Here is a 19,614-nt window from a genome sequence, read left to right as displayed (position 1 = left end):
ATCTGGTTTCAGCGACGGATACGGGCTTGGAGGAAGGACAGCACGTCAGCCACCGGCAGCGCTTGCGCCTCGGCTTCGGTACGGCTCTTGTATTCCAGGTTGCCTTCGGCGAGGCCGCGGTCGCTGACCACGATCCGGTGTGGAATGCCGATCAGCTCCATGTCCGCGAACTTGATGCCCGGGCTGGTCTTCTTGTCGCGGTCGTCCAGCAGCACTTCGAAGCCGGCGGCGGTGAGTTGCGCGTACAGCTTGTCGGTGGCTTCGCGAACCTGCTCGGTTTCATAGCGCAGCGGTACCAGGGCGATCTGGAACGGGGCCAGGGTGTCGCTCCAGATGATGCCGTTCTCGTCGTTGTTCTGCTCGATGGCCGCGGCCACCACGCGGGACACGCCGATGCCGTAGCAGCCCATTTCCAGGGTGACCGGCTTGCCGTTCTCGCCCAGCACTTCGCACTTCATCGCCTTGCTGTACTTGTTGCCCAGCTGGAAGATGTGCCCGACTTCGATGCCGCGCTTGATTTCCAGGGTGCCCTTGCCGTCCGGGCTTGGGTCGCCGCTGACGACATTGCGCAGGTCGGCCACGGTCGGGACCGGCATGTCACGTTCCCAGTTGAAGCCGAAATAGTGCTTGTCGTCGACGTTCGCGCCGATACCGAAATCGCTCATCAGGGCCACCGAGCGGTCGACGATGATTGGCAGCGGCAGGTTCAGCGGGCCCAGGGAGCCGGCGCCGGCGCCGATGGCGTCACGCAGTTCGGTTTCCGAAGCCATCACCAGCGGGCTGGCGACGCCAGGCTGGTTGGCGGCCTTGATTTCGTTCAGCTCGTGGTCGCCACGGATGATCAGGGCGATCAGCTTGCCGGCTTCCTCGGCGTGCACCACCAGGGTCTTGACGGTCTTTTCGATCGGCAGGTTGTAGCCTTCCACCAGCTGCGCGATGGTTTTCGCGTCAGGGGTGTCGACCAGGCGCAGTTCTTCGCTCGGCGCCGGGCGCGAGGTTTCCCGTGGCACGGCTTCGGCTTTCTCGATGTTCGCCGCGTAGTCGGAGCCGTTGCTGAAAACGATGTCGTCTTCGCCGGACTCGGCCAGTACGTGGAATTCGTGGGAGCCGGCGCCGCCGATGGAACCGTTGTCGGCTTCGACCGGACGGAACTTCAGGCCCAGGCGGGTGAACACGTTGCAGTAGGCCTGGTGCATGCGGTCATAGGTGACCTGCAGCGATGCCTGATCGGCGTGGAAGGAATAGGCGTCCTTCATGATGAACTCGCGACCGCGCATCAGGCCGAAGCGTGGGCGGATTTCATCGCGGAATTTGGTCTGGATCTGGTACAGGTTGATCGGCAGCTGTTTGTAGCTGCTCAGCTCGTTGCGGGCCAGATCGGTGATCACCTCTTCGTGGGTCGGACCGGCGCAGAAGTCGCGACCGTGGCGATCCTTGAAGCGCAGCAGTTCAGGGCCGTACTCCTCCCAGCGACCGGATTCCTGCCACAGTTCAGCCGGCTGCGTGCTCGGCATCAACACTTCAAGCGAGCCGGCGGCGTTCATTTCTTCACGAACGATGGCTTCGACCTTGCGCATCACCCGCAGGCCCATCGGGAGCCAGGTGTACAGGCCCGAGGCCAGTTTGCGGATCATGCCGGCGCGCAGCATCAGCTGATGGCTGATCACGACCGCATCGGAAGGCGTTTCTTTCTGTGTGGCGAGCAAAAATTGACTGGTGCGCATGGTAGGCCGTTGTCGGTTGCTGAAGACTAGAAATGACGAAGCATTGTACGGGCGAGAACCGTTGGCGTACAGGATTGCGGCCGGGGGAGGTCGGGGCACCGGATGAATGCCGGTATGCCCCGGGGTTTCCTAGGGTTCTTCGTTGACAGCTGTAGCGGGTGGCGTGGCCGGCGGTGTGGCTTCGGGCGCTTGCGGCGGTTCGGCGCGGCGGTTTTCCTGGAACCAGTGCAGGGCGATCAGGACCAGGGTCGGCACGCCGAGCAGGGCGGTGATCAGGAAGAAGTCGTGATAGCCGAACTTCTCCACCATGACCCCCGAATAACCGCCGATCAGGCGCGGCAACAGCAGCATGATCGAGCTGAGCAGGGCGTACTGGGTCGCCGAGAACTTCAGGTTGGTCAGGCTCGACAGGTAGGCGACGAAGGCCGAGGTGGCCAGGCCCGAGCTGAAGTTGTCCAGGGAAATGGTCACCACCAGCATCTGCAGGTTGGGGCCCATGTCGGCCAGCATCAGGAACAGGAGGTTGGTCGCGGCCGAGGCGGCGCCGCCGATGAACAGGATCGGCAGGATGCCGAAGCGCACGATCAGCAGGCCGCCCATGCCGGCGCCGACCAGGGTCATGATCAGGCCGAAAATCTTGCTGACGCTGGCGATCTGGTCCTTGGTGAAGCCCTGGTCGATGTAGAACACGTTGGCCATCACGCCCATCACCGTGTCCGACATCCGATAGGTGGCGATCAGGCCCAGCAGCAGCAGGGCTTGCCAGCGGTAGCGCAGGATGAAGTCGTTGACCGGCGTCAGCACCGGGGCCAGGCCGCGGCGGCCCATGGCCGACAGGCACAGCGAGGTCAGGATGATATAGAGAATGGCGCGCAGGAACGCCCGGTCTTCCAGTAGCAGGTCCAGCAGGCTGGCGCCTTCGAACAGCACGCTGGCGAAGTCGGTGTTGTAGAGCTGGGTGAACATCGCCGGCACGGACACCAGCAGCACGATCAGCACGAATACCGACACCAGCTGGTGCACGAAACTGTAGCGTCCGGCCGACAGCTGTGTGCGCAGCGGCACCGGCGGTTCGCGCATGAACAGGGTGGTCAGCAGGGCCGGGATCATCAGCACGCCGAACAGCACGTAGGTGCCGGTCCAGGCCGCGTGTTTATAGCTGAAACCAGTGGAGCCGAAACCTTCGGCGAAGAACAGGGCGCCAGCGGTGGCCAGCAGGGCGGCGACGCGGTAGCCGGACATATAGGCGGCGGCCAGGGCGGCCTGGCGGCTGTCTTCGGCGATTTCCAGGCGGTAGGCGTCCACCGCGATGTCCTGGGTGGCAGAGGCGAAGGCAACGATAACGGCAATGGCGATCAGCCAGGACAGGTGCTTTTGTGGATCGCAGAACCCCATGCCGATCAGCCCGAGCAGCACCAGCGATTGCGACAGGACCAGCCAGGAGCGGCGGCGTCCGAGTTTGCCCAACAAGGGCAGGCGCCATTGGTCGAGCAAGGGCGACCAGACCCATTTGAAGGCGTAGGCCAGACCAATCAGGCTGGCGTAGCCAATGGTTTCGCGAGCCACACCGGCTTCGCGCAACCAGACTGAAAGTGTCGAAAACACCAGCATGTAAGGCAGGCCGGCGGCGAAACCAAGCAGCAACAGCACGAGCGTCGAGGGGCTGGCATAGGCGGCGAGCGCGGCGCGCCAGGTTTTACGGGGCATGGGCTGGAGTCTGCCTCAAGAATTACGGAAACAAAGCGCGCACTCTAACCGCTGTGCTCTACCGGACGCCAGCCATGGCGCCGAATATCCACACGATTGTTCAGGATCGAGACACCTTCCATACGCAGTCGCGCGCGCTGTTCGTCGCCTGAAGCGCTGCCCACGGGCAGGCTGATGCGCCCGCCCGCGCCCAGTACGCGGTGCCAGGGCAGGGTGGTGTCGGCGGGCAACTGGCTGAGGGTGCGTCCCACCCAGCGCGCGGCGCGACCCAGGCCCGCCATTTCCGCCAGTTGCCCATAGCTGACTACCTTGCCTTCCGGGACTTGGGCCAGGGTCAGGTAGAGCGCCGTGCGTCGGATTTCGGCGGGGCTTTGGTCGGCGTCGGGCGGTTCGATCACGTTCGGGTTTCCTGATGCAGGCCTGTAAACCGTCTGTAGGACAAAGGGTTTATTAACAATTGAGAATTGAACTCACTATAGATAGTCGAGTCAGTCCCTACCTGAGGTTTTATTCATGTGGATAATGCCGGTTTTTTTCGCGAACTCGAGCCTTGTATCTGTTTATGTTGTCCAGAACCCTGCTGTGCCTTGCCGTTTTCAGTACCGCCACGCCTTTGCTCGCCGATACCGTCTGGTTGAAGAACGGTGACCGTCTGAGTGGCAAGATCAAAGTGTTCGACGGTGGCAAGTTGTTGATCCAGACCGAGTATGCCGGGGCCATCCCGATCGACTGGAAGCAGGTCAAGACGCTGGAGAGCGATCAGGAACTGCTGGTCAAGCAGGATGCCTACACCGGCGAGAAGACCAAGTCCCTGCACGCGGCGGAAGACGGCAAGGTCACCCTGGCCAATGGCGAGGCGCCGAAGACTGTCGAGCTGGCGAGCATCCAGCAGATCATGAAGCCCAAGCCGGTGGTCGAGGACCTGGTGTGGAAGGGCAATGTCGATATGGCGCTGGATTATCAGCGGGCGGAAAAGGACACCGACGACTACGACATCGACTTCAAGACCTCGGCGCGCCACGGCAAATGGCGGCACACGGCGGAAGGCGAGTACAACCGCGAATTCCAGAACGATGTGGTCACCACCGACAACTGGCGCGGCGAATACGCACTGGACCGCTTCCTCACCGATAAATGGTTCTGGCAAGGGCGGTTGAACTACAAGCGTGACAAGGTCGAGGAGCTGGCGCGCCAGCGCGTGGTGGGTACCGGTCCGGGTTACCAGTTCTGGGATAACGAATTGGGTGCGTTCTCCCTGGGTTCGCTGCTCAACCGCACCGACTACGAGTACAAGGATGGCGGCAAAGACAACTTCTATTCGCTGGCCATGAAGTGGGACTACAACCGTTACCTGATTGGCAAGCGGGTCGAGTTGTTTACCAATGGCGAGGTGGGGCGGCCGCTGTCCAATATTGCCGATTACGCCCTGGATGCCGAGATCGGCCTGCGCTACAAGGTCACGGAATGGGCGTCGCTCAACCTCAAGGCCGAACGGGACATCATCAGCGGCACCAAGGACAGCGACCTCAACAAGACCCGTTACACCGCGGGGTTTGGCGTCGCCTGGTAAGCTCGCAGGCCTGGAAATGAAAAAGTCCCGCGGTTTGCACCCGCGGGACTTTTTGTTTGGCAGCGCAAGAGTGCTGTCTCGATAGCGTTGCGTTATGTCAGCCTCAACTGCATGCACCTTGGCGGGTGCCCGTCTGGTACTGGCATTCGCTCTGCAGGCTGCCGTCCTCGTTCCAGAGGCGCATCCAGCCATGCTCTTTGCCGTCCAGGAAATCGGTCGATGATTCCATCTGACCGCTGTCGTACCAGGTGACGGCGGGGCCTTCGAGTTTCGCGTCCTTGTAGACCTTGTGCTCCTTGAGCTGGCCGTTGTCGTACCAGGCCTTGAAGTCGCCCTGCTCGCGGTGCTGTTCATCCCATTGCCACTGAAGCGTCTGCACGCCCTGTTCGTTCCAGAGGGCATAACTGCGCTGGGTGCCGTGTTCGTCGTTGAATTGCTTCTGCTTTACCTTGCCGTTGGGGTGGTACTGGATTTGCCAACCCACGGGCTGGTTGTCAACGAAGTCGACTGTGCTTTCCAGTGTGCCGTCAGGGTAATAGGACGGGCTGGGGCCGACTTTCTTGCCGGCAACGAACTGCCCGCTGTCTTTGATCTTGCCATCCGGGTAATAGCTGGTGATCGGGCCGTCCGGCAGATTCGCCCGGTAGGTGATGCGCCCGACCCGCTTGCCGTTCTCGTCGTACTCCAGGTATTCGCCGTCGACGCGTTTGCCCTGGCGCCAGTTGTAGGACTCGGCGACTTTGCCATTGTCGTGGTAGGTGCTCTGCCAGCCCTCAAGGAGGCCATCCCGATAGTTCGAGCGTTTAACCACGACACCGCTCTCGGAGTAGGTCAGCGCCTCTCCCTGGCGTTTGCCATTGAGGTCATAGGCAGCGCTGTGGCGGACCTGACCGTCCGGATAGTAGGTTTTCGAAGCGTGAACAGCCTTGCCCGAAACGAAGTCCTCGGCGCTGACGAAATAGTCCCGGCGCAGGGTGCCTGATTCGACATAGAAGATTTTCGCGTTCCAGGCTTTTTGCCGCTTGTCGTAGCTCATCGGCATCGACAGGAAGTACGAGGCCTGGCCTTGGCCCGTCGGCGCATAGCGCTCGTCGAGGTAGAGCTTGCCGTCGACCAGGGATGCGGTCAGCTCGCCGCATTCCTGGGCGGTGCAGGGCCGGACCTTTTCGAAAAAGGCTCGTTTTCCGTCACAGTCCGAGAGGGTCAGCAGGAGTGGGGTCTGGTCATCGATCAGTTGCTGGATTTCTTCCAGGACCTGGCCGAACGACTCCGCGGGGATGCCTGAGGATTCAGGGGTGAGGTAAACCTCGTTGCTGCCGCAACGATGGGCGCTGGAAAGCTCCAGCAGTACCGCGCGTCGCAACTCGGGTTGTTGCTGCGAGTCCTTGGCAATGTAGCTGGCGCCGCTATCCATGCCGACGATGATCGTTGGATGGTCGGGGCGAGGTGTGGCGTTGAGTGCGAGAGGGAGGGCGAGTGTGAGCACCGCTGCGCTCAACAACTTCCGGTGTATGAACGGCATCCTGCAGTTTCCATATGATTGTCCGGGGGGCGGATCATATAGCCTGGGTGCCATTAAGCAAAAACATCCGGGCACAAAAAAGCCCCGCTTTGAGGGCGGGGCTTTTTTACTGTTTCAGTACAAGTTAGATAACTTGAACTTCTTCAGCTTGCATGCCTTTCTGACCGCGGGTAGCGATGAAAGAAACCTGTTGGCCTTCTTTCAGGCTTTTGAAGCCGTCGGATTGGATAGCTTTGAAGTGTACGAACAGGTCGTCACCGGATTGTGGAGTGATGAAGCCGAAGCCTTTTTCATCGTTGAACCACTTAACGGTACCGGTTTGGCGATTAGACATGGTGTATCTCCTTGGACAAAGTTAACTGCGACTCAGGAAAAGCCCTGGCCGAGACTGAGTGCAAAGAGCAGGAAAAATTCTTGGAGATGGTTGGATCGAAATTCAACATCGTGTAGAGATTCTCAGTGACACAAGCAGCACAGTGGCGCCACCTTAACCCTTTTTCCGGAACCTGCCAATGTTCTTTGCGATGGATTCGCGCTTTTAGTGACTGGCGGTGCCGTACATACCTTCCAGCCCGCAAGTATTGCGGCTTTCAGCGAGAAAAGCCGCCCAGACTTTGAACCCGCAGGCGCACCCCGGTAAGATGCCGGACAGAATTTTTCCACCTCGCTATTTCAGGACACCCGCCATGAGCATCAAATCGGACAAGTGGATTCGCCGCATGGCGCAAGAGCACGGCATGATCGAGCCTTTCGTGGAGCGCCAGATGCGCGGCGAAGGCGCGGAGCGGCTGATTTCCTTCGGTGTGTCGAGCTACGGCTACGATGTGCGTTGCGCCGATGAGTTCAAGGTGTTCACCAATATCAATTCGGCCACCGTCGATCCGAAAAACTTCGACGCCGGCAGCTTCGTCGACATCAAGAGCGACGTGTGCATCATTCCGCCGAACTCCTTCGCCCTGGCCCGCACCGTCGAGTACTTCCGTATTCCGCGCAACGTGCTGACCATCTGCCTGGGTAAAAGCACCTACGCCCGTTGCGGCATCATCGTCAACGTCACCCCCCTCGAGCCTGAGTGGGAAGGTCATGTGACCCTGGAATTCTCCAACACCACCACCTTGCCGGCGAAGATCTACGCCAACGAAGGCGTGGCGCAGATGCTGTTCCTGGAGTCCGACGAAGAGTGCGAAGTGTCCTACAAGGACCGTGGCGGCAAATACCAGGGCCAGCGTGGCGTGACCCTGCCGCGTACCTGAGTCGTTCATCTGACAAATAGCGGGAATTCCTCAGCGGGCAGATACTCTAACCAGAGGACTGCCCCGGTTTGCGCACAGTGGACCGTGCTTAGCTCAGGAGTGCCTCATGAAGATCGATCCGCTTATAAGCGCCACACTTGCCAGACTTGAGCCCAATCAGGTCGGCGTCCTGGCCTGGTCATTGCTGGCGCACCCCAGCGCGGCAGGCGGCATTCCCGGTCAACCCGACCCGGACACCCCACAACCCGCCGAGCCGACCGAACCTGGCGAACCAACCTTGCCGGACGAACCGCCTCCTGCTCCTGTGGCCTGATTGACGCCAACCCATAAAAAAGGCCAGCCCGCCGGACTCCACCGGCGGGCTGGCCTTTGTCCATAGAGGCGCCTGGCTTACTTCAGGTTACCGCTGAGGAACTGCTGCAAGCGCTCGCTCTTCGGATTGCCCAGCACCTCTTCCGGCGCGCCTTCCTCTTCCACCAGGCCCTTGTGCAGGAACAGCACCTGGCTCGACACCTTGCGGGCGAAGCTCATTTCATGGGTGACCATGATCATGGTCCGGCCTTCCTCGGCCAGGCCCTGGATCACCTTGAGCACTTCACCCACCAGTTCCGGGTCGAGGGCCGAGGTGGGTTCGTCGAACAGCATCACTTCCGGCTCCATCGCCAACGCCCGGGCAATTGCTACCCGCTGTTGCTGGCCACCGGAGAGAAAGGCCGGGTACTGGTCGGCCACACGGGGGAGCAGGCCGACCTTGTCCAGGTAGCGCCGGGCGCGGTCTTCGGCGTCCTTCTTGCTGATCCCCAGCACCCGGCGCGGCGCCATGGTGATGTTCTCCAGCACCGTCATGTGGCTCCACAGGTTGAAATGCTGGAACACCATGGCCAGACGGGTGCGAATCCGTTGCAGCTCGTCGGCGTCGGCCACGTGCATGCCATGGCGGTCCTTGACCATGCGGATCGGCTGGCCGTCCAGGCTCATGGCGCCGTCGTCCGGGGTTTCCAGGAAGTTGATGCAGCGCAGAAAGGTACTTTTGCCCGAGCCGCTGGCGCCGATCAGGCTGATGACGTCGCCGGTCTTCGCCTTGAGCGAAACACCTTTGAGCACTTCATTGTCGCCATAGCATTTATGCAGGCCTTCAATGGTCAGTTTGTACATGGGGCATGCATCCTCAAGGCGAAAGTAGGTAGCCGCTGCGATAGGCTTCGCGGCCGGCGACATGGGCGATCACCATGCCGGCGGTGGCCATGCGGCGCAGCGAGCGGGCGTAGAGCAGGCCGGCGCAGCTGCAATGAATGGGGGTGACGCGATCGTTGATCGGGTCGATGACTTCGGCCACCTGTTGCCCGGCTTCCAGGTACTCCCCGGGCAGGGCGGTGAACACCAGCAGGCCGCCCACGGGCGTGGCCACAGGTTCCACACCGGCCAGCGGGGTGGCCGGGTAGGGCAACTCGGGCATGGGCGGAGCCGCGCCGGCGATGGCGCCGAAATGGCTCAGATAATCCAGTATGGCTTGGCAATCCCGGCTGGCCAGGTCGTGGTTGACGTCGCCCTGGCCGCGCAGCTCGACGGTGACCGAGAAGCTGCCGTGGGGAATGGCGAAGCGCTCGCCGAAACGCTGCTGCAATTGCCACCAGAGCAGAGTGAAGCACTCGTCGAACGACTGGCCACCGGAATCGGTGGCCAGCAGGCAAGCTTGCGAGCCGATATAGCGGGCCAGCGGTTCGACCTGCGGCCAGGCCTCGGGCGTGGTGTACAGATGGGCCACGGCTTCGAAATCGCAATGCAGGTCCAGCACCATGTCCGCGTCGCAGGCCAGGCGCTGCAGGGCCAGGCGCTGGGACTGCAACTGGGTGCCGGCGGTCTGCCGCGCCAGGGCGTTGCGCAGGCTGGCGCGGATGATTTCACGGTTATGCCGCGGATCGTCGCCCAGTTGGCCTTCGATGTCGTTGCCGACCTCTTCGCCGAGGTCGAGGAACCAGCGATTGAAGTTCTGCCCGCTTTCCAGCTCGTAGCGGCCCAGCGGCACGTCCATCAGCACCTGTTCCAGGCCAGCCGGGTTGGCCACCGGCACCAGGACGATTTCGCTGCGCAGGCGGCCCTGGGCCTCCAGTTCAGCCAGGCGTGCCTTGAGGTGCCAGGCCACGAGCATGCCCGGCAGTTCATCGGCGTGCAGCGACGACTGGATGTAGACCTTGCCTTCGGCCCGCTCGGGGCCGAAGTGAAAGCTGTGGATCTGGCGCGAGGTCCCCGGTAGCGGGGCGAGCAGATCATGGGGCTGTTGGCGCATGGATGATGATTTGCCTTGTTCTAGTGAGTCGGCCCGAGGAAGGCCAGCCAGCGGCGTTCGGCCAGGCGGAACAGGCCGACCAGGGCGAAGGTCACGGTGAGGTAGATCAGCGCGGCGATGCCGAAGGACTCGAAGGTCATGAAGGTCGCCGAGTTGGCGTCGCGGGCGACTTTCAGCACATCCGGGATGGTCGCGGTGAAGGCCACGGTGGTCGAGTGCAGCATCAGGATCACTTCGTTGCTGTAGTAGGGCAGCGAGCGGCGCAGGGCCGACGGCATGATCACGTAGGCGTACAGCTTCCAGCCGCTGAGGCCGTAGGCCTTGGCCGCCTCGACCTCGCCGTGGGCCATGCTGCGGATCGCCCCGGCGAAAATCTCCGTGGTGTAGGCGCAGGTGTTCAGGGCGAAGGCGAGGATGGTGCAGTTCATCGCGTCGCGAAAGAACGCGTCGAGCACGGGCTGGGCGCGGATCGCGGCGATGCTGTAGATCCCGGTGTAGCAGATCAGCAGCTGGATATAGAGCGGCGTGCCGCGAAACAGGTAGGTGTAGAACTGCACCGGCCAGCGTAGGTAGAGCTTGGGCGAGACCCGGGCGATGGACAGCGGGATCGACACCAGGAAACCGATGAAGATCGAGGCGCTGAGCAGCCACATCGTCATCGCCAGGCCGGTGACGTTGTAGCCGTCGCTGTAGAGGAAGGGTCTCCAGTATTCCTGCAGGAGCTCGATCATCGCACCGCCTCCCGCGAGCCCGCGGCATAACGGCGTTCGAGCCAGCGCAGGACGATGTTGGAGGCGCTGGTGATGACCAGGTAGATCAACGCCGCCAGTACCAGGAAGTAGAACAGCTGATAGGTGCTCTTGCCGGCATCCTGGGCCGCCTTGACCAGGTCGGCCAGGCCGATGATCGACACCAGCGCGGTGGCCTTGAGCATCACCATCCAGTTATTGCCGATACCCGGCAGGGCAAAACGCATCATCTGCGGAAACACCACGAAGCGAAAACGCTGGCCGCGCTTGAGGCCGTAGGCGGTGGCGGCTTCTATCTGCCCGCGCGGCACGGCGAGGATGGCGCCACGGAAGGTTTCGGTGAAGTACGCCCCATAAATGAAGCCCAGGGTGATGACCCCGGCGCTGAACGGGTCGATCTCGATGTATTCCCATTCCATGAAGTTGGTGAAGGTGGTCAGCCAGGTTTGCAGGCTGTAGAAAATCAGCAGCATCAGCACCAGGTCCGGTACGCCGCGGATCAGCGTGGTGTAGAGCTGGGCGGGCAGGCGCAGCAGGCCCAGCCGCGAGAGTTTTGCGCTGGCGCCGAGCAGGCCGAGCAGGACACTGAGTAACAGCGACAATACCGAGAGTTTGATGGTCATCCAGGTGCCTTCCAGCAACAACGGACCGAACCCCTTGAGACTGAAGGCGGAAAGCCCAAGGGTTTGCAGAAGTTCTTCGAACATAAATCAGAGACCTGTGGCGATAAAAAAGGCGCCCATCGAGGATGGGCGCCAGGAGCTTATTTACCGCTGTAGAGATTCAGATCGCCAAAGTGCTTTTTCTGAATGGTGGCGTAGGTGCCATCGTCGTGTAACGCTTTGATACCTTTATCCAGAAGCGCCTTGAGCTCTTTGTTACCTTTGGAGATACCGATAGCTGTCTTGGCCGGCAGCAGCGGGCTGTCCACTGGCTTGCTCACCTCGTAGTCGGCGCCTTGTGGCGACTTCAGGAAGCCCAGCTCGGCTTGCAGCATGTCCTGGATCGAGGCATCGAGGCGCCCGGAAATCAGGTCGGCATACACCTGGTCCTGGTTCTGGTAGGCCTGGGTTTTCACCCCAGCCTTGTCCAGCACGGCCTTGGCGTAGGCTTCCTGGATGGTGCCCTGCTCGTAGCCGACAGTCTTGCCCTTGAGCGAGGCGGTGTCTTCGGTCAGGCCGGAACCTTTCTTGAACACGAAGGAAGTCGGGCCGGAGAACAGTTCGTTGGAGAAGTCGATGACTTTCTCGCGGGCCGGGGTGACGGTCATGGATGAGATCACGCCGTCGAATTTATTGGCTTTGAGGCCCGGGATCATGCCGTCGAAGTCGCTTTCGACCCATTTGCACTTGACCTTCAGTTCGGCACAGATGGCATTGCCCAGATCGATGTCGAAGCCGACCAGGCTGCCATCGGCGGCCTTGGATTCAAAAGGTGCGTAGGACGGGTCAACGCCGAAGCGCAGTTCCTTGTATTCCTTGGCCAGCGCGGAACCGGCGGCCATGCAGAGAGCCAGTGCAGAAAGGGTCAGCAATGCTTTTTTCATTATTCAATCCCTAAAAACCAATATGAGCGCTTGTGGCGCATTAGTACTGTTACTGCAAAGCGTCAGACTCAATGAAAGTAGCAATTTCCGAACCAGAGTCCCGAACAAGTGTTTTAAAAGGTGGTGCGAGAGTCTGCCGTGGGTCGGCAACGCTCCAAAAAAGAGCGTGCGCAAGGCCTTGCATCAATAGGGCGCGTGGGAGAATTCGGGCAGGAAAGGGCGCGACTGCCGAGAGCGTGGCTGGGTGGGATCAGCGAGGGAGGTGTTACAGGGCGCAAGCCCGCCCCTTGTGCAGAGGGACGGGCTGGCCGGTGTTACTTGCCTGGCGCCAGGGTCAGGCGGGTCTTGCCGTAGAGGCGGTCGAAGTTCTGCGGTTGCAGCGGCAAGCTCAGGTACTGGCCCTTGAGCCAGGCGTCGATGCCGTTCAGGTAGTTCGGGCTGGCCGGGTTGCCGGACTGGCCGCTGCTGTTGATGACGCTCAGCGGTTCGCTCTGGCTGAAATCGACGATCAGCCGTAGCGCCGGAGCCTGGGTCACATTGAAGTCCTGGCCCCAGTGGTACGGCGAACTGTTCAGGGTGCTGTGATCGCCACCGGCCTGCAGCGGCCCGCGAATTACCTGGCCACTGGCGTTCTTCCAGTTGTAGCTGTGCAGCTTGCCCCACTGCCAGGCCCGGCGATCGCCACCCAGCTGGCTTTCACCTGCGTTGATGGCGGCGGCCAGGCTGCGGGCGAGGATCGCCGGCTTGTCTTCTTTCTGCGGGGTGCGGCTGTCATCCCAGAACGGGCTGTCTTCCTGGCCCAGCAGGTGGTCGGCCTGGGCCGAGTAGGACAGCGCGCCGTTGGCCACCAGGGCTTTCCAGGCCGGGCTGGACTCCGGGCCCAGTTTGTCGAGGAAGATCTGCCGGGCGCTTTCCTGCAGGAACAGCTCATAGATCGCCGCATCGGCCGATACCGGGCTGAGTTTGCCGTCGAACGCCATCAGGCGGCTGTAGGCCTCGCGGGCCTTGCTGCGGTCTGCTTCGGCCAGGGCGTCGATGGCTTTCTTCAGGGGCTGCGCCATGCCGGGGGCTTCGAACATCTTCTTCAGCTTGGCGGCGAAGGTAGTGGTCTGGTCGTACTGCATGGCGATCATGCTGCGCCCGTCGTGCTTGCCGCTGCCGGCCAGCTCGGCCAGGCGCTCGCCACGCTCGGGGTAGTACCAGGAGTTGGACAGCTGCATGCCGTAGCCGTGGGGAATGATCCGCTGGTTGGCGGTGCCCAGCCAGCCTTGTGCCGGGTCCTGGTCATAGGGGTGGAGCATCGGGTCGGCATAACCGTCCCAGTCGTAACGGCCTTCCCAGCCCGGCGATGGCAGCAGGCCTTCGCCTTCACGGCGGTTGGGGAAGCGGCCGGTGACCTGCCAGCCGATATGGCTGGCATCGGCGAACAGCATATTCAGGCCGATGGCGCGGATCTCGCGGCTGGCGTCGGAGGCCCGTTCCACGTTTTGCGCCCGCGTCAGGTCGAAGAACGCATCCAGGCTCTTGTCGTCCGCAAGGTTCGGCTGTTGCAGGGCCAGGCCGTAGCCGGCGCTCAGGTTGCTCGAGCTGTTGAGCAGGGCGCCGTGACGGGTTTCATAGACCGCCTCGCGAATCGGCCGCTGGCCTTTGACGAAGTAGGTTTCGTTACGCACCACGGCCGGCAGCCATTTGCCGTTGGCTTCGTAATACAGCGCATTGCCCTGGCGCTTGAGTTTCTCCAGGAACAGGTCCTGGTTGTCGCCGGCGACCGAGGTCATGCTCCAGGCCACCTGGCCGTTGAAGCCCTGGACGATCATCGGCAGGCCGGCGATCGAAGCGCCCGCGGCCTGGTATTTGGGCGCGCGGATCTGCACCAGGTTCCACGCCGGCGAGTGGCTGTCGGCGGCCAGCAGGCTTCTGCCGCTGCGGCTGCGCTGTGGCGCGATGGCCCAGTTGCTGGCGCCGGCCACGCTCAGCGGGTTGAGTTCGCCGAGTTTGCCGGCGGCGCTGCTGATTTCGCTCAGGCCCGGGACATTCAGGTTGAGACCCTTGAGTTTGTCGCTCTCGGCCAGTGGCAGCGCTTCGTCCGGGTAGCTTGGGGTCAGCCAGGCGAGCTTGTCGGCGCCGACTTTCTGCGCCAGCACCAGGGCGTTGATTTCTTCCGGCAGGTTGGCCGACTGGCTGAAGTTCAACAGGCAGAAAATCAGCGCTGAATCTTCCGGCTTCCAGTATTCGGGCTTGTAGCCGGTGGCGGCCAGGTCCGGCGGCAGCTTGTCGCGGTAGCGGAACAGGTAGGCATTGACCCCGCGGGCGTAAACCTCGAAGAAGCGCTTGATCCGTGGGGACGAGGCCTTGTACAGCTCGCCGGCACTGTTCTTCAGGTTGACCGCGCGCATGTAGCGGTCGACGTCCAGTGCATCGGCGCCGGACATCTCGGCCAGCCGGCCCTGGGCCAGCAGGCGCAGGGTCACCATCTGGTTGATCCGGTCGCTGGCGTGCACGTAACCCAGGGCGAACAACGCATCGTGGAAGGTGTTGCTTTCGATCAGCGGCATGCCCATGGCATTGCGCCGCACCGAAACGTTCTGGGCCAGGCCCTTGAGCGGTTGCACGCCGGAGGTCGGCGGCAGGCTGTCCTGGGTGTTCCATGACTGGCAACCGGCCAGGCTGAGAACGCCGGCCACTGCCGCGGCAACGCCGAACCGGGGAAGAAAATGTGAGAGGGCTGGCGAGGCCATGGCAAAGCTCCTGCGGGGGGTAGCGTCGATAAAGGCGCTACGTTAGTGAGCAGGCGAGTGCCGCGCAAGCGGGGGCCGAGAGTATTTCTGCGTTGCCGGATAAATAGCCCGCGCCGCCCGCCCGGTGGCTGCTCGAAACGGAGCAGTCACCGCAGCTGACGGGCCGGCTATGGACTATCGGACCTCAGGATTTGGGTGGGTTGATCCGTGCGGCGATGGCGTAGGCGCGCGCGGTCGCCGGGCGATCGAGGATGCGGTTGAACCAGCGGTGCAGGTTGGGGAAGTCTTCAAGGTTCTGGCTTTGCCACTTGTGGGAAACGACCCATGGATAGATCGCCATGTCGGCAATGCTGTATTCGTTGCCAACGACGAAATCCCGGTCGGCCAGGCGTCGGTCCAGCACCCCGTACAACCGCGCGGTTTCATCGACGTAGCGTTTGATCGCGTAGGGGATTTTCTCCGGGGCGAACTGGCTGAAATGGTGGTTCTGCCCGGCCATCGGCCCCAGGCCGCCCATCTGCCAGAACAGCCACTGCAGGGCTTCCTGGCGGCCACGCAGGTCCTTGGGCAGGAACTGCCCGGTCTTTTCCGCCAGGTACAGCAGAATCGCCCCGGACTCGAACAGCGACAGCGGCGCGCCGCCGTCGGCCGGCTGATGGTCGACGATGGCGGGGATCCGGTTGTTCGGCGCGATCTTCAGGAACTCGGGCTTGAACTGTTCGCCCTGGCCAATGTTGACCGGGTGCACGCTGTAGGGCAGGCCGGTTTCCTCGAGGAACAGGGAAATCTTGTGGCCGTTGGGGGTGGTCCAGTAATACAGATCGATCATGGAACTCTCCAGGTAAACGAAGGACATTCTGCTACGGACAGCAAACAGCGGTATTCGGTGGTCCGGTCTACGTTCGACGGCTTGCCTGTCGGGAGAGGTGATGTTGAAGTGCGTGGAATTCAATGACCCAAGGTGAGAAAAGTCAGCATGGAGCTTCAGACCAATGCGGCGCTGATCCTGATCGATCAGCAACAGGGCATCCTGCATCCCCGGCTCGGGCGGCGTAACAACCCCGAGGCTGAGGAGCGCATCGCCGAGTTGCTGGCTTACTGGCGCCAGACGGCGCGGCCGTTGATCCATGTGCAGCACCTGTCCCGCAGCGAGCAGTCGGTGTTCTGGCCGGGGCAGTCGGGAGTGGAGTTTCAGCAGCGGTTCATGCCGCTGGGCGCTGAGGCGGTGATCCAGAAGCAAGTGCCGGATGCCTTCTGCGCCACGACCCTGGAGGCCGATTTACGCAAGGCCGGGATCGGCCAACTGGTGATTGTCGGTGTGGCGACCCACAACTTGGTGGAATCGACGGCGCGGACCGCCGGCAACCTGGGGTTCGATACCTGGGTGGTGGAAGACGCCTGCTACACCTTCGACAAGGCCGACTTTTTCGGCCAGGCCCACAGCGCCGAGGAGGTGCATGCCATGTCGCTGGGCAATCTGCATGGCGAGTACGCGACGGTGACCACGACCCAGCAGATCCTTCACTCGCCCTTGTAGGAGCGAGCTTGCTCGCGATCAGAACGTCTTGGCACCGCAAGGTCCGAGGCGCCTGCATCGCGAGCAAGCTTCGCTCCTACAGAAGATAAAGGCAGGGCGTTACGCCATCAGGCGCCGTGGCACTTCTTGAATTTCTTGCTGCTGCCACATGGGCAAGGGTCGTTGCGGCCGACATCTTTCAAGGCGTTGCGCACTGGCTCCTGGTGAGCGTGGTTGCAATGCGGACCGTGAACATGGCCGTGGTCGTGATCGTGGTGGTCATGATCGTGGTTGCAGTCAGGGCCATGGACATGGGGTTGCTGGGTCATCGAGGTTGCTCCGGAATAAAATCGGCGGGAATTATCTCGCCTTTGCGCGCCAGGTGCACGTCATGGCCGATGAATAATCCGGTTTCCAGCAAACCGTCCAGACGATAGGGGATTGGTTGCTGCGGTTCCTTCAGCCATTTCACCACCTGGCGAATCTGCGGCCACAGGTTGGTGCGCACGGGGACCTGGAAGTAGGCGCTGTGTTTGGGGCCGATGGTGAACCAGTGTTCATGCTCACCCTCCGCCAGCAACACGTCGCCGAGATGAACCCGGTATTCCAGGGCGCGGACGGTCAGGTCGGCATCGTTGGGGTTGTCGACACGAAAGTGCAGGCGCAGGCGCTGCTCCAGCAAATTTGCCTTGATCACCTCGACCTTGACCAGGTGCACCTGCGGGTCGAGGGTGTCGTCGACGAACCACGAGGTGCAGCCCGAAAGCGCCAGCACCGTGAGCAGTCCGAGGGTCCGTAGTGCGCGCAGCTGAACGACCATGGGGGGTACTCCGTTTGAACTCCCAGTCTAGGCTCTGTACGAAAAGTGGCTGCGCGCTGGGCGCCTTCGGCGCTACGCAGGCCATGCTGCGTTAAAAACAGACTCGTGCGCGAGTCCGATCGGAATGCTCATGTAGGCCCCTACAGTCGAACGCGACCCCGGCCGTTCCTCGCCTGTTTTTGCCTTGCCTGACCTTCGCTCGCCGACTTTTCGTACAGACCCTGGCAACCATGGAGCGCACGCGAGGACAGGCTCAGGGGCGGGTATTCAGCTGGTGAAGTAGCTGGCGCAGCACTTCTTGAATTTCTGCCCGCTGGCGCAGGGGCAGGCGTCGTTGCGGCCGGCCTTGAGTTGCACGGTCGGGTCGATGAAATACCAGTGCCCGTTGTTCTGCACGAAGGATGAGCGTTCGCGATGGCTGTGTTCGCCGTGGCTGTCGTGCCAGCGCGCGGTGAAGGTGACAAAGGCGTGCTCCGGCTGGCCGCCGAAGACTTCCGAGCTTTCGACTTCCAGGCCCAGCCAGGTGCTTTGCGCGCTCCAGTCGCCGATGGACTGGCGATCCAGGCCGCTCTGTTGCGCCGGCAGCGTGGTGGCCACCAGATAATCCACCAGGCCCAGCACGTAGGCGCTGTAGCGCGAGCGCATCAGGGCCTCGGCGCAGGGCGCGGGGTGGCCGGCGTGGTAGTGGCCGCAGCAGGCATCCAGCAGGTTGCCGCTGCCGCAGGGACAAATAGAGGTACTCATTGCATTACCACCAGTACTTTCCGAAGTTTTCCGGATTCGCCCAGAACCTGGAATTGAGCCAGTCGGGCACTTGTTTGTATTCAAGCAGATCGTAGGTGAACAGGGTCAGGACCTGTTCGTCGCGCTGGAAACGCTCGCTGGCCTGCAGGGCCAGGGAGAAAAAGTCGGTCTCCTGCCAGCCGCAGGCGTTCAGGTCGGCCAGTACCGCGATGCGGCTGGCGTTGAGGTTGCGGATCCCGCCGAGCAGGTTCAGGCCGTCGCGCTTGGGCAGGTGCTCCAGGCAGTCGACCGCCAGCGCCAGGTCGAAACGGCGCGCCGCCAGTTCCGCCGGCAAGGGGCCGGGCGCGGTCTGGGCAATGACGGTTTCGGGGTGTGCCTGGCGAAACGCCTCCAGGGCCGGAAACCCGCTGGCACCGATCAGCAGCAGCTGTTGCGGAGCGTAGCGATCGAGCAGGGTGGCCAGGGCCTGTTGGGGCGTGCGCGAAGAAATACCTGCGGTCATCGAAGTTCCTCACTCTTTGAGTGGCAAAGACTAGCCTGCCCGGACCCGCGGGCCTAGAGCCGTTTTGTCTGAAATGACAGCCGATCCTGGGTAAATCCAGGGGCAAAGCCCGCCGGCCTGATGCTGGCGGAGATTTAAAGCCAGGTCTTTACTCCCCCAATCGGTTCCAAGCCGATTCCCTCAGGAGATAACTAGATGAGCATAGTTCGGACAGCATTACCCTTGGTTCTGCTAACCAGTGTGTTGACTGGTTGCGCAGGTTTGCAGAAAACCGATTGGCCGACCTGCGCCGCTGTCGGGGGTGTCGGTGGGGCCGCGTTGGGCGCGATTGAAAGCTCGTCCTGGGCAGGCTACGGCGCCTTGCTGGGGGCTGGTGTCGCGGCCGGTTATTGCTGGGTGCACGGTGATGGCGACGAAGACGGCGATGGCGTGCCGGACAGTCGCGACAAGTGCCCAGGCACGCCTAAAGGCGTGCAGGTGGACGCCAACGGTTGCCCGCCAGAGCCTGTGGCGGTGGTCGAGGAAGCGGTGGTGGTCAAGGAAGAGACCATTGTTATCCGTGATGTGCACTTCGAATTCGATTCGGCCAGGCTGACCGCTGCCGACAAGGCCAAGCTCGACACCATCGCCACGCGCCTGAAGCAGGAAGCGCCAAGTGCGCAACTGCGGGTGACCGGGCACACCGACAGCGTGGGCAGCGATGCCTACAACCAGCGCCTCTCGGAAAAGCGCGCACGCTCGGTGACCGAGTACCTGATCAGCGCGGGCGTACCCCGCAGCAGTTTCGTTTCGGTCGTCGGTGCTGGCGAAAGCCAACCGGTCGCGGATAATAAGACTGCCGATGGCCGGGCGATGAACCGTCGCACGGAAATCAAAATCAACCGCTGATTGTCCGGCGTGATTGCCTGGTATGGGCGGCTTGTGCAGCCGCCCATG

21 protein-coding genes are annotated in these 19,614 nt (G+C 62.1%); 5 read left to right on the top strand and 16 right to left on the bottom strand.

Going from position 1 to position 19,614, the window contains the following annotated elements:
- Positions 1–8: 8 nt before the first annotated feature.
- The 3 genes from AC07Y9_RS13870 to AC07Y9_RS13860 all read right to left on the bottom strand — a co-directional run bounded on the left by AC07Y9_RS13870 (position 9) and on the right by AC07Y9_RS13860 (position 3,829).
- Positions 9–1,724, bottom strand: coding sequence for a proline--tRNA ligase (locus AC07Y9_RS13870; RefSeq protein WP_007923915.1), 1,716 nt, complete (start codon positions 1,722–1,724; stop codon positions 9–11).
- Between the two features lie 129 nt (positions 1,725–1,853).
- The gene (locus AC07Y9_RS13865) at positions 1,854–3,431 is read right to left on the bottom strand and encodes an AmpG family muropeptide MFS transporter (RefSeq protein WP_102680014.1); all 1,578 of its coding nucleotides are present in this window, start codon (positions 3,429–3,431) and stop codon (positions 1,854–1,856) included.
- Between the two features lie 44 nt (positions 3,432–3,475).
- Positions 3,476–3,829, bottom strand: a complete 354-nt coding sequence (locus AC07Y9_RS13860; protein WP_102680013.1) for an MGMT family protein — start codon at positions 3,827–3,829, stop codon at positions 3,476–3,478.
- Between the two features lie 164 nt (positions 3,830–3,993).
- Between AC07Y9_RS13860 and AC07Y9_RS13855 the strand changes: the two genes are divergently transcribed.
- Positions 3,994–5,001 carry a DUF481 domain-containing protein gene (locus tag AC07Y9_RS13855; protein ID WP_102680012.1) on the top strand — a complete coding sequence of 336 codons (1,008 nt, stop codon included), beginning with the start codon at positions 3,994–3,996 and terminating at the stop codon, positions 4,999–5,001.
- A 103-nt stretch (positions 5,002–5,104) separates the two neighbouring features.
- On the opposite strand, the gene AC07Y9_RS13850 is transcribed toward AC07Y9_RS13855, so the two are convergent.
- The gene (locus AC07Y9_RS13850) at positions 5,105–6,487 is read right to left on the bottom strand and encodes a toxin-antitoxin system YwqK family antitoxin (RefSeq protein WP_256580946.1); all 1,383 of its coding nucleotides are present in this window, start codon (positions 6,485–6,487) and stop codon (positions 5,105–5,107) included.
- 160 nt (positions 6,488–6,647) lie between these two features.
- On the bottom strand, positions 6,648–6,857 hold the full coding sequence (locus AC07Y9_RS13845; RefSeq protein WP_002554837.1) for a cold-shock protein: 210 nt from the start codon (positions 6,855–6,857) through the stop codon (positions 6,648–6,650).
- Between the two features lie 352 nt (positions 6,858–7,209).
- On the opposite strand from AC07Y9_RS13845, the gene dcd reads away from it, so the two are divergent.
- Positions 7,210–7,776 (top strand): dCTP deaminase, encoded by a 567-nt coding sequence (dcd, locus tag AC07Y9_RS13840; protein ID WP_007923906.1) that lies wholly within the window; start codon positions 7,210–7,212, stop codon positions 7,774–7,776.
- Between the two features lie 106 nt (positions 7,777–7,882).
- The gene (locus tag AC07Y9_RS13835) at positions 7,883–8,089 is read left to right on the top strand and encodes a hypothetical protein (protein ID WP_007923905.1); all 207 of its coding nucleotides are present in this window, start codon (positions 7,883–7,885) and stop codon (positions 8,087–8,089) included.
- A gap of 77 nt (positions 8,090–8,166) precedes the next feature.
- On the opposite strand, the gene AC07Y9_RS13830 is transcribed toward AC07Y9_RS13835, so the two are convergent.
- The 7 genes from AC07Y9_RS13830 to AC07Y9_RS13800 form a co-directional block, all read right to left on the bottom strand.
- Positions 8,167–8,931, bottom strand: coding sequence for an ABC transporter ATP-binding protein (locus AC07Y9_RS13830; RefSeq protein WP_009042458.1), 765 nt, complete (start codon positions 8,929–8,931; stop codon positions 8,167–8,169).
- A gap of 13 nt (positions 8,932–8,944) precedes the next feature.
- Complete coding sequence (locus AC07Y9_RS13825; RefSeq protein WP_102680010.1) at positions 8,945–10,063, bottom strand: succinylglutamate desuccinylase/aspartoacylase family protein; 1,119 nt, start codon at positions 10,061–10,063, stop codon at positions 8,945–8,947.
- Between the two features lie 20 nt (positions 10,064–10,083).
- Entirely contained in the window at positions 10,084–10,794 is a 711-nt protein-coding gene (locus AC07Y9_RS13820) for an ABC transporter permease (RefSeq protein WP_087091473.1), read from the bottom strand.
- A complete protein-coding gene (locus tag AC07Y9_RS13815; RefSeq protein ID WP_009042461.1) occupies positions 10,791–11,519 on the bottom strand; it encodes an ABC transporter permease in 729 nt (242 codons plus the stop codon). Before AC07Y9_RS13815 ends, AC07Y9_RS13820 begins: the two co-directional genes overlap by 4 nt.
- Positions 11,520–11,575: 56 nt before the next feature.
- Positions 11,576–12,358, bottom strand: a complete 783-nt coding sequence (locus tag AC07Y9_RS13810) for a transporter substrate-binding domain-containing protein (protein WP_007923900.1) — start codon at positions 12,356–12,358, stop codon at positions 11,576–11,578.
- Between the two features lie 314 nt (positions 12,359–12,672).
- On the bottom strand, positions 12,673–15,096 hold the full coding sequence (locus AC07Y9_RS13805; protein WP_102680009.1) for a penicillin acylase family protein: 2,424 nt from the start codon (positions 15,094–15,096) through the stop codon (positions 12,673–12,675).
- Positions 15,097–15,280: 184 nt separating this feature from the next.
- Positions 15,281–15,925 (bottom strand): glutathione binding-like protein, encoded by a 645-nt coding sequence (locus AC07Y9_RS13800; RefSeq protein ID WP_102680008.1) that lies wholly within the window; start codon positions 15,923–15,925, stop codon positions 15,281–15,283.
- A 147-nt stretch (positions 15,926–16,072) separates the two neighbouring features.
- Here AC07Y9_RS13800 and AC07Y9_RS13795 point away from each other — a divergent pair, with 147 nt between their 5' ends.
- Positions 16,073–16,633 carry a cysteine hydrolase family protein gene (locus tag AC07Y9_RS13795; RefSeq protein ID WP_102680007.1) on the top strand — a complete coding sequence of 187 codons (561 nt, stop codon included), beginning with the start codon at positions 16,073–16,075 and terminating at the stop codon, positions 16,631–16,633.
- 107 nt (positions 16,634–16,740) lie between these two features.
- Here AC07Y9_RS13795 and AC07Y9_RS13790 read toward each other — a convergent pair whose 3' ends face one another.
- The 4 genes from AC07Y9_RS13790 to AC07Y9_RS13775 all read right to left on the bottom strand — a co-directional run bounded on the left by AC07Y9_RS13790 (position 16,741) and on the right by AC07Y9_RS13775 (position 18,678).
- On the bottom strand, positions 16,741–16,941 hold the full coding sequence (locus AC07Y9_RS13790) for an SEC-C metal-binding domain-containing protein (protein WP_007923047.1): 201 nt from the start codon (positions 16,939–16,941) through the stop codon (positions 16,741–16,743).
- Positions 16,938–17,432, bottom strand: coding sequence for an LEA/WHy family protein (locus AC07Y9_RS13785; protein WP_062823486.1), 495 nt, complete (start codon positions 17,430–17,432; stop codon positions 16,938–16,940). Before AC07Y9_RS13785 ends, AC07Y9_RS13790 begins: the two co-directional genes overlap by 4 nt.
- A gap of 267 nt (positions 17,433–17,699) precedes the next feature.
- On the bottom strand, positions 17,700–18,176 hold the full coding sequence (locus tag AC07Y9_RS13780) for a YchJ family protein (protein ID WP_053259849.1): 477 nt from the start codon (positions 18,174–18,176) through the stop codon (positions 17,700–17,702).
- A 4-nt stretch (positions 18,177–18,180) separates the two neighbouring features.
- A complete protein-coding gene (locus AC07Y9_RS13775; protein WP_102680006.1) occupies positions 18,181–18,678 on the bottom strand; it encodes a DUF6231 family protein in 498 nt (165 codons plus the stop codon).
- 195 nt (positions 18,679–18,873) lie between these two features.
- On the opposite strand from AC07Y9_RS13775, the gene AC07Y9_RS13770 reads away from it, so the two are divergent.
- A complete protein-coding gene (locus AC07Y9_RS13770; protein WP_007923054.1) occupies positions 18,874–19,566 on the top strand; it encodes a PA1041 family peptidoglycan-binding anchor lipoprotein in 693 nt (230 codons plus the stop codon).
- Positions 19,567–19,614 lie beyond the last annotated feature (48 nt).

Source organism: Pseudomonas sp. GW456-L12, from assembly GCF_059424045.1.
Note: the sequence above shows the minus strand (reverse complement) of the source record. Positions and strands in the feature narration are given on the sequence as shown.